The organism is Winogradskyella bathintestinalis, from assembly GCF_030407435.1.
GTDB lineage: Bacteria > Bacteroidota > Bacteroidia > Flavobacteriales > Flavobacteriaceae > Winogradskyella > Winogradskyella bathintestinalis.
Genome location: NZ_JASDDK010000002.1, coordinates 939,945 through 952,830, shown reverse-complemented (window position 1 = coordinate 952,830; position 12,886 = coordinate 939,945). Strand labels below are relative to the sequence as shown.

Sequence of the window (12,886 nt, the reverse complement as noted above, 5' to 3'; positions counted from 1 at the left end):
AGTTGTCTTAAATTACAGGCAAAATTAACTAACGATGGACGACAACACTAATTATTTTGAAGTAAATAAAGATACCTGGAATAAAAAAGTTGAGATACATGTACAAAGTGAAATGTATAATTTAGAGGACTTTAATGCTGGGAAATCATCGTTAATGCCTTACGAATTAAGAGCTTTAGGAACTGTGAAAAATAAGTCGCTATTGCATTTGCAATGTCATTTTGGACAAGATACATTAAGTTGGAGCAGGTTGGGAGCAAAGTGTGTAGGTGTAGATATAAGTGATGAAGGCATAAAATTGGCCAAACAGTTAAACGAAAAATTAAATTTAGATGCTAAGTTTGTTTGTTGCAATGTCTTAGATACTTCTAAACATATTTGTAAAACATTTGATATTGTTTTTACGAGCTACGGAACAATAGGGTGGTTGCCAGATTTAAAGCCTTGGGCAAAGATGATTGCTGAACGACTGAAAACTGGAGGTACGTTTTATATCGTAGAATTTCATCCTATCGTATGGATGTTTAATTATGAAAAAGCCAAAGCTGAAATGAAATACCATTATAACCAAGAAGAAGTAATTTACGATGAATATGAAGGCACGTATGCCAATCAAGATTCAAAAATGGTAAGCAAGGAATATGGTTGGAATCATGGTTTAAGCGAAGTGATTAATTCTCTTATTGAAGCCGGCTTAGAAATTGATTATTTAAATGAATATGATGAAAGCCCCTATGATATCTTTCCAAATTTAAATAAAACGGAAGCAGGAATGTATAAACAGGAAAATCAATTGTTCCCGTTAATTTTTGAATTGAAGGCGACCAAGAAAAGTCCACTTTAGTTCATTTGAAGAGCAACTACGAAAGAATTAACAAAGGTTTTCCAAACATTTAGGTCTCTAAAGAAAGACCTAGTAGTTTTTTAACGACTAGGTCTGAATCTTTGAAAATATTTAGAATCCTGTAGATTTTCTACAACCGACAGATCCATTATATTAATGCTTGGCATCAGGCTTTAACAACTCAGGAAACTTAGCCTTAAATCGATTTAATCTCGGGATGGATACATTTTTAATATATCCATTATTCGGGTTTCTACGTTCATAATTTTGGTGGTAGTCTTCACCTACCCAAAACTTTTGAAAAGGATATATTTCAGCCGCGACTGTAGCGTCTAACTTTTTTGATAAAGTCGCTTTTTTCTCTTCAATAATTTTTTTCTGTTCGTCATTTTGATAAAAAATGATAGAGCGATATTGCGAACCGTGGTCTGGTCCTTGGCCATTAACTTGCGTTGGGTTTTGAGATCCAAAATAAACGTCAACCAATGTTGCAAAACTTACGATTTCTGGATCATAAATAATTTCTACAGCTTCTGCATGTCCAGTACTACCTGTGTTGCTTTTTTCGTAGGTTGGGTTTTTTGTAAATCCCCCAGCATAACCCGAAATGGATTCTTCGACACCTTTAACACTTTCATAAATAGCTTCTACACACCAAAAACATCCACTAGCAAAATAGGCTTTCGCTTTTCCATCAATTAGAGGCACCTCCATGGGTTCTGCATCAATGATCGCTTGTTGTTTGGGATTGTTCTGTGCTTGATTATGACAATTGAATAAGAAGGTAATGGTTAATATACTTAATAATTTTTTCATCTTTTTAATACTCCGTGGAGACGGACTTTTTTTTAATTAAACAAATCTATTATTATCGTAGTCGTAATAAGTATTAAATCCTTAATTTAAAATATTCTAAATTTTTCTTAAATAAAAAAAAAGCCTTTGCAAATGCAAAGGCTTTAATATTATGTATTGTAGAGAATTTTACTTGCTAAGTTTAGCAAATAATTTATCCATTTTTGCTTTTTCTTCTTCAGCTAATGCTGCGTCTACAAGAATACGTCCACTATGCTCATCTGTAATTACTTTTTTACGAGAAGCAATTTCCACTTGAACTTGAGGTGGAATAGTAAAGAATGATCCTCCTGAAGCTCCGCGCTCAATAGCAACAACAGCTAGACCATTTTTTACATTATTTCTAATTCTGTGGTACGCTTTCACTAAACGCTCATCAATTTTCTTCTGATAATCTAAAGATTTATCATTAAGCGCTTCTTCTTCTTTCTCAGTTTCTTTCAAAATTTCGTTTAGCTCACCTTTTTTGTGCTTCAAATGTGCATTACGATCTTTTAAGCGCTCTTTAGTATCAGAAATCACTTCTTTTTTCTGTTCTATCTGAGCTTTAAATTCTTTAATGTGTTTTTCTGCTAGTTGAATTTCTAGTTCTTGAAATTCAACTTCTTTAGTCAGTGAGTTGTATTCTCTGTTATTTCTAACATTTTTTTGCTGCTCACTGTATTTTTTAATTAAATTTTTTGCTTCTTCGATTAAGTTTTTCTTTCCTTTAATCTCGTCGTCAATAATAGTTAAGCTATCATTTAGCTTATCCATTCTTAAGTTAAGTCCTTCAACTTCGTCTTCTAAATCTCTAACTTCTAAAGGAAGCTCGCCTCTGACATTTCTTATCTCATCTACTCTAGAGTCAATTAATTGTAAATCATACAGTGCTCTTAATCGCTCTTCAACAGAAAGTTCAGCTTTTTTTGCCATAATTATAAATACTTTATCGGATTTGTATTTGTCTTTGATAAAATGATTGCAAAATTAGTGATTTTTTTCGAGAGATAGTCTACTAAAAACGATTTTGTGAACTGTTCGCTTTCATAATGCCCAATATCAGCTAGAACGAGGTCGTTTTCTGCACTAAAAAAATCGTGATATTTTAAGTCTGCAGTAATTAAGATGTCAGCATTAGCAGCCTTTGCAGCCGAAATAGCAAAACTGCCAGAGCCTCCCAAAACAGCTATCCGTTTTATAGGTTTATTTAGAGATTTTGAATGTCTTATACATTCCGTATTCATTTTATTTTTTATAAAATTTAAACAATCTTCAGTTTTCATGGATTTTTCAAGTTCTCCAATCATCCCAATACCTATATGTTGATTGGTGTTTTCTAAAGTTGAAATTTCATAAGCAACTTCTTCATAAGGATGTGCTTCAAATAAAGTTTTTAATAATTTTGACTCTAAATGTTTTTTAAAAGTTACAGTAATTGCGATTTCTGTTTCTGTATGTAATTCACCCTTTTCACCAATAACGGGATTAGAATCTTCGTTCCCTAGATAAGTACCTTTGCCTTCAAAATTAAAACTACACGATTCATAATTGCCAATATTGCCTGCCCCTGCATTGAACAACGCAGTTCTTAAAGCTTCAGCATTTGCTTTTGGAACGTAAGTTTGTAATTTTTTTATCGTACCAGATTGTGGAATTAAGATTTTTTTATTGGTTAGTCCTAATTGATCGCATATAATGGAATTAACTCCTTGATATGCATTATCTAGTGCGGTATGGATAGAGAATATAGCGATATTATGCTGAATTGCTTTTATAACTACACGTTCTACATAAGTTTTTCCTGTTAATTTTTTTAAACCTGAAAAAATAATTGGGTGGAAACTTACGATAAGATTACAATCGTTTTCTATGGCTTCATCTACGACAGCTTCGAGCGTATCTAATGTGATAATTATTCCTGAAACGTTTGTATTTTTGTCACCAACTAACAGTCCAACATTATCAAAATCTTCAGCATATGCCAAAGGTGCTAAGTTGTGCAAGTGATTAATTACGTCTTGTATAATCATAAGTGTATATTTGTTTCAAAAATAATATAATTTAGTGTCGTGAACATTATCCGCAACTTATTGTTTCCCATCGTACCAATTTATTACGTCATAACTTGGTTGCGAAATCGATTATATGATGCTGGGATTAAATCGTCTAAATCGTATGAATTTCCTATTATTTGTGTTGGCAATCTCAGTACCGGTGGTACCGGAAAAACACCCATGATAGAATATTTAATACGGCTTTTAAAAGAAGATAAAAATCTTGCCACATTAAGCAGGGGTTATAAAAGAGTAACAAAAGGTTTTGTTTTGGCAGATAAAAATGCCACTGCAGATACTATTGGAGATGAGCCATTTCAGTTTTATAGAAAATTTGAAGACCTTACCGTTGCCGTTGATGGTGACCGACAAAATGGAATCGCAGAACTTAGAACTTTGAAATCTCAACCGGACGTTATCTTGTTGGATGATGCATTTCAACATAGAAAGGTAACCGCCGGATTTAATATTTTACTAACATCTTATAATAATCTTTATTACAAGGATATTGTTTTACCAACAGGAAATCTGCGTGAACCACGCTCTGGTGCAAAACGTGCAGATGTCGTTGTGGTTACGAAATGTGATAAAACGATTTCTAAAATTGAAAAGCAGAAAATAGCTTCAAAATTAAAATTGAAAAGTCATCAAAAGTTGTTCTTCAGCTATGTGGATTATGCATCACATGTAATTTCGTCTACGGATAAATTAGAATTGAGCAAACTTCCAAGTTTTACGTTGGTCACAGGAATCGCTAACGCTAACCCATTGGTTGATTTTCTAAGAGAAAAAGGATTGGATTTTAATCACTTGGAATATAGTGATCATTATAGTTTTAAAATTTCGGATATTGAAACATTGGCTACAAAATCTTTAATTATTACAACGGAAAAAGATTTTGTGCGTTTATCGGATCATGATGAGTTGAAACGTAAATTGTATTACTTACCTATTCAAATTAAAATAGAAGAATCAGCTCAATTTGATAATGTAATTAAAGCATTTGTTAACTAAAAAAACTAGACACTATTTTTTCGCCTGAAAGTGCGGCGTGTAATTTATCTTCAAAGTCTTCTTGTTTAAAGGGTTTAGAAATAATATCATCGAATCCAGCATCGCCAAACTCGTGCATTTTATCTTCTAAAGTTACGGCGGTAAGTGCAAAAATAGTTAAGTCTTTATCAAATGTTCTGATGATTTTTGTGGCCTCTAATCCACTAATGCCTGGCATATGTATGTCCATTAAAACAACGTCATAGGTTACGTCTTTGACTTGTTCTACAGCAGCTTCGCCATTATCCACAACATCACAATATAGATTCATTTTATTAAGAATCTTTTTGGTAATCATTTGATTGATTTTGTTATCTTCTACAATTAGAATTTTAACTTTACTTAAGTCCAAATCGTCCATTTTATTAGCTGTTTTAACTTCTTCCACTATTGGTTTTTGTGCATCTTTATCATATTTTAAAGGAATTTCAAAAAAGAATGTAGTGCCTTTGCCAAGTGTACTTTTTAAATAAATTTTACCTTTTAGAATTTGAATCAGTCCTTTTACGATAGACAATCCTAGACCTGTGCCTCCATATTTTCTGTTAATTTGAACGGAACCTTGAGAGAAACTATCAAACATGTGGTTTTGCTTTTCTTCAGTAATTCCAATACCATTGTCTTCAATTTCGAAACGAAGTTGGTACATGTTGTCCTTAACGTCAATTTTGTGAGCTCTCACCCAGATGTCTCCATCTTGCGTGAATTTAATAGCATTTCCAAGTAGGTTAATTAAGATTTGGGAAATTTTTAGTTGGTCGCCAATAAATGTTTCTGGCAAATTATTATCATATAAAAAATGAATTTCTGTATTTTGGTCTTTAGCAGAATTGCTAAGTGCCGATATTACATTTTCTAGTTTACTTTTAAGGTTGAAATTTTCTGGATCTATTTCTACTTTGTTGGCTTCAATTTTATTGATTTGTAGAATATCGTTAATAAAAGTAAGTAGGTAATCTCCTGAGAATTTTAATGATTTTAAATGTGTAATTTGATGTTCTTTTGGATCTTCATCTAATAACATATTGGTTAATCCCGTCACAGCATATAAGGGGGTACGCAATTCGTGAGTTACTGTCGATAGGAAATTTGCTTTTGTTTTAGAGGCTAATTCTGCTTTTTCTTTTGCAACAATAAGTTCGTCATTCTTTTTATGCAACATGGTATTAGTGTTCAACCTAATATTATTGTTTTTATAGAGCGATAGTGTTAATAATGATAAAATAGTAATCAACGCAATACTTAAGATGGTTGTAATTCGTGTGAATGCGCTTTCAGCAGTTACTTCATCAATTTGAGCTTTTAACTGGGCATTTTCGGCATCTTTGAACTGATTTATATATTGACCAGACATACCAGGAGGTAAATTTTCTCGCTTAATATTTAAAATGGAATCGGATAAATGAATATGCTTTTTAATGTAAGCATAAGAGTTTTTGTAATCCTTATTTTTTTCGTGAATTTCACTTAACGTTACGTAAGCTTCGTTTATATTCTCTAAAATATTATTTGTTTGTGCAATAGTTAATCCTTCATCTGTTTGCGATAGCGCCATTTTAGTATTGTCTAATGCACAATAAACCTTTCCGCTTTCAATTAGAGCACTACTTAAGCGACGTTTTTGGTCGTGCTTTTTTGCAAGAATTATGGTTTTTTCGAGTTGAGTTTTGGCATCTTCATAGCGTTTTTGAGCGATATATACCTTGGCTTCGTTTAGAGTTACTTCAGAAATATATTCTTCTAAGTCTTCTTCTTCAAAAAGGTTGTTTGCAGATTTATAATAATCTAAAGCATTTTGATATTCACCTTTAGTACTGTGAATAACTCCTTTTATATTATAAGTAGCAGCAAGGTTACCATAGTCGTTGTTTTCTCGTTGAATTTGAATGGCTTTGGTAAGTGAAATATTGGCTTGGTCTTCTTTATCAACTAAAAATTGAACTTTTGCAATTTTGGTGTATATTTTACCTTCATTGGATTTGTCATCAATTTTCACCGCAACTTCTAATGCTTTTTCTAAGTTATCTAAAGCATTATAGTAATTTCCGCGATCGCTATCTAGTTTCGCTCGACTTAAATGTTCGTTAAGCCTTAGTACTAGCATTTCTTTATCTTGAATGCCTTCTTGCTGTGCAAAGATGAGGCTACAAAAGCATGCTAAAAAAACAAATATGTTATATTTGACTTGGGACATTAGCTCCATTTAATTCAAGCAAATATAATTATTTATTCGATAAAAGTGTTTGTTTGTCCGATTAATCGCAAATTAAATCTAAAATTCTTGAACTATATCCAGTTTCATTATCATACCAACCTACAATTTTTACCATATTTCCTATTACAGAAGTCATTTGCGCATCAAAAATACAAGAGTGTGTATTACCGACAATATCAATAGAAACAATCGGGTCTTCAGTATATTCAAGAATACCTTTTAATTCATTGTCGGCGGCATTTCTAAATATTGAATTAATTTGTTCAATAGATGTTGGTTTCTCAATATTAATTGTAATATCAGTTAAAGAACCATTAGCCACGGGCACTCTAATACCACAACCCCCGATAACTTCAGATAAATCTGGAAAAATTTTGGTCAAAGCTTTAGCTGCTCCTGTAGTTGTTGGAACGATGGATTGACCAGCAGCTCTAGCACGCCTTAAATCTTTATGAGGCTGATCGTGCAAGCTTTGGTCTGTTGTATAAGAATGAATGGTGGTAATATAAGCTTGTTTTATTTCAAAATGTGCTTTAATTAAAGCTATCATTGGAGCTGCATTGTTTGTAGTACAAGAAGCATTAGATAAAATAGTTTCGCTGCCGTCTCTTATATGTTCGTTAACACCAAGAACAATGGTTTTTATGTCATCTCCTAACGCAGGTACAGATAAAATAACGCGTTTAGCTCCGTTACTAATATGATATTGAAGTTCTAATTTAGTTTTGAATTTGCCTGTCGATTCTATTACAAAATCGGGTTGTACTGCAGACCAATCAATAGTTTTTGGATGTGATTCTTGGTACAATGGTATCGCAACGTCGTCAACGATGATATGTTTTTCATTGTAAGAAACCACATTATTTAAAACCCCATGAATACTATCGTACTTTAATAAATGACTTAAAGTTTTAGCATCAGCCAAATCGTTAATAGCAATTATTTGTATCTGCGGGTGCTCTAGAGCTAACCTAAAAACACGACGACCAATTCTGCCAAAGCCGTTGATGGCAACTGTAATCATTAATTAATGTGTTTTTGAGCTTTATAAGAAGATCTTACTAAAGCACTGCTTTCTACATGTCTAAAACCTAAATCTAATCCTATTGCTTTGTATTCATCGAATTGATCTGGATTGATAAATTGCTTTACAGGTAAATGTTTTTTACTTGGTTGCAAATATTGACCAATAGTAACTACGTCTACATCATTAGCGCGCAAATCGTGCAATGTCTGAATTACTTCTTCACGTTCTTCACCCAAACCTAACATTATACCAGATTTGGTTCTCCGCTGTCCTTGGGCTTTTAAATATTTTAAAACCCCAAGACTACGGTCGTATTGCGCTTGTATTCTTACCTCTCTGGTTAAGCGTCTTACGGTTTCAATGTTATGAGAAACGACTTCTGGAGCTACTTCTATTATCCGGTCGATATGTTTTTCAATACCTTGAAAGTCGGGGATTAATGTTTCGAGAGTGGTTTCCGGATTCATGCGTCTTACAGATTTTACGGTTTCTGCCCACATAATACTTCCCATATCTTTAAGATCATCACGATCTACACTTGTTAAGACAGCATGTTTAATCTGCATTAACTTTATGGACCTTGCAACTTTTTCTGGTTCGTCCCAATCTACAGTTTCTGGCCGCCCAGTTTTCACTCCGCAAAATCCACAAGAACGTGTGCAAACATTACCTAAAATCATAAAGGTTGCCGTACCTTCTCCCCAACATTCCCCCATATTTGGGCAACTTCCAGAAGCACAAATAGTGTTTAATTTATATTTATCTACTAATGTTCTTAATTCAGTATATTTTTTACCAGTGGGTAATTTTACACGTAACCATTTTGGTTTTCGTTCGGGTAAAATGTTTGAGGCAATTTTGGTTTCCATGAGATGTTTATTTCTGAAAGCAAAGATACAAAGTAAATACTGATTGTTAAATCTATTTGAAAATAGAAAACAGAAAGATGAACGATCCAAAATGAATTAGGGACTGTGATTTAGATAAAAATTTATGAGTGAGAAAAGATCAAGTTATTATAAATTAATTATTGAGACTAATCAATCATTTTTTTATGATGATTTCAGCAAGTAATTTTTTAGCCCTTAATAGTTTAACTTTTACATTATTAATGGGTTCATTGAGTTCTTCAGAAATTTCTTTATAACTCAATTCTTGAAAATATCTTAAGTTAATAACTTCTTGATAATGAGGTTTTAGCTTCTTAATATCTCGCAGAAGTTTAGCTAGATTTTGTTCGGTTATTATTTTATCTTCTGGAGTAGGAGAGTCGTCAACAATATCAAAATAGTGATCATCGTTGTCTTTTGAGGTATTATTAATTGATTTTTTCTGTTTACGAATTAAATCTATGTGTATATTTTTTGAAATTGTTATTAACCAAGTCTTAAATTTATAGTCTTCCTTATAGGTGGCTATCTTATCAAAAGCTTTCGAAAAGGTCTGAATGGTAATATCTTCAGCATCATTTTCGTTCAGGGTTCTTTTAAGCTGAAATAAATACACGTCGTTCCAAAATCGATCAAGAAGAAAATTAAATGCGCTTTGCTCTTTGTTTTTAGCTTTATGTATGGCTTCGCTTACTTCCAATGTTTCGGTTTAAATATTAGATTAGTAACAAAGATATTCAATTGTGTTATAATTAGGAAGACTTCTAAGATTGGTGCAAATACAATAAGATCGGTTTCATTTAGTTTTTTAGCGCTAAATCCGAAACTAAGCCATTGGGTAATACCCCTTAAGCTAATTAACGCAACTACCCACTGCCATTTAAATCCTAAAAATAGCAAAGCCGGCGTAAGACTCCAAAATAGAAATTGTGTAATGTAAAATAAACCCAACAATAATTTATGTTTCAATTTATAAAATGAAGCCGTGCTTATATGCCGTCTTTTTTGAAGAATCCATGATCTATATGATGATTTTGGCTCAGAAACTGTAAAACTTTCTTTGGTAAAACATAATGCAGTATTCGATGCATTTGCAACTTCATTAATAAATAAATCATCATCACCAGATTTAATTGACATATGATTATTGAATCCACTATTATTAAAAAACAATTCTTTCCTATAGGCTAAATTACGACCGACACCCATATAGGTTAAGCCCAGCTGTGCATAAGAGAAATATTGTAAAGCAGTCATTACAGTTTCAAAACGAATCAGTTTATTTAAAGGAGAAAACTTCTTTTTGGCATAAGCTCCATAACCTAAAACAATGGACTTCTCGTTTGAGAATTTTTCGCTTAAGTGTGCTAACCAATGTTTAGAATTAGGTACACAATCGGCATCTGTAAAAACTAAAAAATCGTGTTTAGAGGCCTTTATCCCAAGCGTAAGTGCATATTTTTTATTGCCCCAAAATGCTTCACTAGCTTTAACATCAACAATTTTAATGTTAGAGTTTAAGGCGGAATATTCCTCCATAACTTCCAATGTATCGTCAAATGAACTGTCGTTGACCAATACTATTTCGAAATTGGAATAAGCTTGACCAATGATGAAGGGTAAATTTTTTTTTAAATTTTTAGCTTCATTTTTAGCACAGATGATTACAGAAATGGGAATTTGTTTTTTTAATTGGGTTTCGACCGGTTTAAGGCCAAATACAAATAAAAAACTTAGATAATAAATAATTTGAATACAAACAACGGCAATTAATACATAGAATAGTATTAGTGGTAGTGTCATTAAAAATTATGAATGTTGAGGTTCGCTACAGTCTTTGTATTCGTCTGGAGTTTTTCCACAAAAACCACAAGCTTCACCTTCTTTATTGAGCATTGGATTTTGGCTAGCACAGGTGCCAGCAAATTTACCATCTTTTTTCGCCCAAATTTTAATAGCGATTCCTGCCACGGCTAACGCTAATAATCCTAATGTAAGTAAAAGTAATTTCATCTGGTAATATCTATTATAATTTTATTTCAGATAAGACATCCATAATAATTGTAGGCTAATACAAATATATTACAGGATATTTTATAGAATAGCTAAAATTTAATGCAAAGATAATGCTTTTTGTTTCGATAGAAAGTTTTGTTGAAAAATGTATGAAACCCATATCTATGTTTGGTTATTTGCTGTTTGTCATAATTTTTGAATGTAAAAATCTCTTTTGGAAAATTTGGATTTAAAATTTATGGTGTGTTTAAGCTAAAATAAAACTCAAATATCGCTGTCTTAAAACCTTGATTTCGTTTTAGTAATAAGCAAAATGTGTACACTAACAATTACTTAAATTCTAAAAAGGTTTTAATAAAAAAAGGCGTAATCTATAAGATTACACCTTTTTCCTGGATTAATTAATGATATGTCTATAACATTGCCATTAATAATATTACTCTTCCTTTAAAGAAATTTCAGCAACTTCAGTATCATTTTCGTTTGCATTATCACCTTTTTTACCAATTTTAATACTTAGTGCTAACGCATCTTCCATGTAAGGAATCTGTTTCAACTTACGATCAGATTCATCTAGAATTCCTAAATTAACCATGCGATCTTGTAGCTCAGCCCAGATTTGATATTGTTGCTCTTTTGGAAGTTGCGGTAATGTAATAACATCAATCATCGACGTTTTTTCAACTGGATTAATATAAGCAACAGTCTTTAAGTTCTTAGCGCGATCATTACCGTTTATCACATATTTCTTAGCATCAGGATTATTAAGTTTTAATAATTCTTTAGATAACTCATCTAATTTTGAATTGTTATTTTCAATGTCGCTACGTAAATCAAATATTTCTTCTACTACTACATTATTTTCATGATTTAAGTCTGTATTCTTTTGATAAAGCATAAATGATGTTGCAGCAAATAAAACAGCTGCGGCACTTGCTGCAATGCTGTACCATGGTGTTTTTTTGTTCTGTACCAAATTAATAACCTTGGTATCATTAGTTTCTTCCAAAGATTCTAATATTTCACCTAGGATATGCTCTGGTACATCTACAGCCCCTGCTTTTGCTACAATTTCTATATTAGCTTGAAGTTTTTCAAATGCTTGCGCTACCTCAGGATATGTAGAAATAAAGTGTTCAACTTCTTTCGATTCCTTCAAAGAAGTGTCTCCAACCAGATACTTATTAAGTAGGTTAGATTTTAAAAAGGTTTGTACATTTCTTTCCATGATCAAATATTTTATGGATTATAAACTTTTTTAAGTTCGCGTAACCCTATTTTTAATCGAGATTTAATAGTGCCTAACGGAATATCTAGTTCATCGCTAGCTTCTTGTTGCGTCATACCTTGAAAAAATAAGGCATCTAACACAATCTGATATTTTTCTTCTAAATTCCCAACATGTTTTTTGATATCCATGACATCTTGGTTAAAATTTGTTGTTGGTAAAATATATACGTTAGAAGTTTCAATTTGGACTTCTTTATGGAAACGATTATTAAAACTTCTTAGTTTATCGATAGCTGTATTTCGCGCTATACGGAATAACCATGTAAAAAGTTTAGCTTTACTTGGATCGTATTTGGAAGCGTTTTTCCATACTTTAACAAATGTTTCTTGCAATGCATCCTCAGCGACTTCTTCATTCACTGTAATTTTTAAGATTACACCATAAAGACTGTTCGAATAATTTTCATAAAGCAAATTTAAAGCACGCTTATCTCCCTTTTGAAGCAAGTCGATTATCTTTTTTTCTATTGGTGTTATACTCAAAATAATAAAATCTTATTTTTTTTATAATTGAAACGTCCAAAACACATTTCTAAACGTAAATATAATTAATTACACCTTATAAAGGTGGTCAACATAATAATATTAGAATGGTTTTAACTTCGTAAGAGGTTGATTAATAGCATTTTCAAAAAGAAATTATTCTAAATTCAAAAGTCG

13 protein-coding genes are annotated in these 12,886 nt (G+C 32.0%); 2 read left to right on the top strand and 11 right to left on the bottom strand.

The features are described 5' to 3' along the window. The first annotated feature begins 34 nt into the window (after positions 1 to 34). Positions 35 to 844 (top strand): class I SAM-dependent methyltransferase, encoded by an 810-nt coding sequence (locus QMA06_RS09175; protein ID WP_290206537.1) that lies wholly within the window; start codon positions 35 to 37, stop codon positions 842 to 844. A 153-nt stretch (positions 845 to 997) separates the two neighbouring features. Here the strand turns inward: QMA06_RS09175 and msrA are convergent, their stop codons facing one another. From msrA to QMA06_RS09160, 3 genes are all read right to left on the bottom strand, one after another. Next, on the bottom strand, positions 998 to 1,660 hold the full coding sequence (gene msrA / locus QMA06_RS09170) for a peptide-methionine (S)-S-oxide reductase MsrA (protein WP_290206536.1): 663 nt from the start codon (positions 1,658 to 1,660) through the stop codon (positions 998 to 1,000). Positions 1,661 to 1,828: 168 nt separating this feature from the next. Further along, complete coding sequence (locus tag QMA06_RS09165; RefSeq protein ID WP_290206535.1) at positions 1,829 to 2,614, bottom strand: zinc ribbon domain-containing protein; 786 nt, start codon at positions 2,612 to 2,614, stop codon at positions 1,829 to 1,831. A 2-nt stretch (positions 2,615 to 2,616) separates the two neighbouring features. After that, entirely contained in the window at positions 2,617 to 3,711 is a 1,095-nt protein-coding gene (locus QMA06_RS09160; RefSeq protein WP_290206534.1) for a Nif3-like dinuclear metal center hexameric protein, read from the bottom strand. Between the two features lie 39 nt (positions 3,712 to 3,750). Between QMA06_RS09160 and lpxK the strand changes: the two genes are divergently transcribed. Further along, on the top strand, positions 3,751 to 4,749 hold the full coding sequence (lpxK, locus tag QMA06_RS09155; RefSeq protein ID WP_290206533.1) for a tetraacyldisaccharide 4'-kinase: 999 nt from the start codon (positions 3,751 to 3,753) through the stop codon (positions 4,747 to 4,749). Here lpxK and QMA06_RS09150 read toward each other — a convergent pair. The 8 genes from QMA06_RS09150 to QMA06_RS09115 all read right to left on the bottom strand — a co-directional run bounded on the left by QMA06_RS09150 (position 4,742) and on the right by QMA06_RS09115 (position 12,709). After that, on the bottom strand, positions 4,742 to 6,982 hold the full coding sequence (locus QMA06_RS09150; protein WP_290206532.1) for a tetratricopeptide repeat-containing hybrid sensor histidine kinase/response regulator: 2,241 nt from the start codon (positions 6,980 to 6,982) through the stop codon (positions 4,742 to 4,744). The genes lpxK and QMA06_RS09150 overlap by 8 nt on opposite strands. A gap of 61 nt (positions 6,983 to 7,043) precedes the next feature. Continuing rightward, a complete protein-coding gene (gene gap / locus QMA06_RS09145; RefSeq protein ID WP_290206531.1) occupies positions 7,044 to 8,027 on the bottom strand; it encodes a type I glyceraldehyde-3-phosphate dehydrogenase in 984 nt (327 codons plus the stop codon). Next, entirely contained in the window at positions 8,027 to 8,899 is an 873-nt protein-coding gene (gene lipA, locus QMA06_RS09140) for a lipoyl synthase (RefSeq protein ID WP_290206530.1), read from the bottom strand. The genes gap and lipA overlap by 1 nt, the downstream gene beginning before the upstream one ends. Positions 8,900 to 9,074: 175 nt before the next feature. After that, complete coding sequence (locus QMA06_RS09135; protein ID WP_290206529.1) at positions 9,075 to 9,620, bottom strand: RNA polymerase sigma factor; 546 nt, start codon at positions 9,618 to 9,620, stop codon at positions 9,075 to 9,077. Then, complete coding sequence (locus QMA06_RS09130; RefSeq protein ID WP_290206528.1) at positions 9,611 to 10,723, bottom strand: glycosyltransferase; 1,113 nt, start codon at positions 10,721 to 10,723, stop codon at positions 9,611 to 9,613. Before QMA06_RS09130 ends, QMA06_RS09135 begins: the two co-directional genes overlap by 10 nt. 6 nt (positions 10,724 to 10,729) lie before the next feature. Further along, positions 10,730 to 10,933: a membrane or secreted protein gene (locus QMA06_RS09125; RefSeq protein ID WP_290206527.1), complete on the bottom strand. Its 204-nt coding sequence runs from the start codon at positions 10,931 to 10,933 to the stop codon at positions 10,730 to 10,732. A 439-nt stretch (positions 10,934 to 11,372) separates the two neighbouring features. Next, positions 11,373 to 12,164: an anti-sigma factor gene (locus tag QMA06_RS09120; protein WP_290206526.1), complete on the bottom strand. Its 792-nt coding sequence runs from the start codon at positions 12,162 to 12,164 to the stop codon at positions 11,373 to 11,375. Positions 12,165 to 12,175: 11 nt separating this feature from the next. Beyond that, on the bottom strand, positions 12,176 to 12,709 hold the full coding sequence (locus QMA06_RS09115) for an RNA polymerase sigma factor (RefSeq protein WP_290206525.1): 534 nt from the start codon (positions 12,707 to 12,709) through the stop codon (positions 12,176 to 12,178). Positions 12,710 to 12,886: the final 177 nt, after the last annotated feature.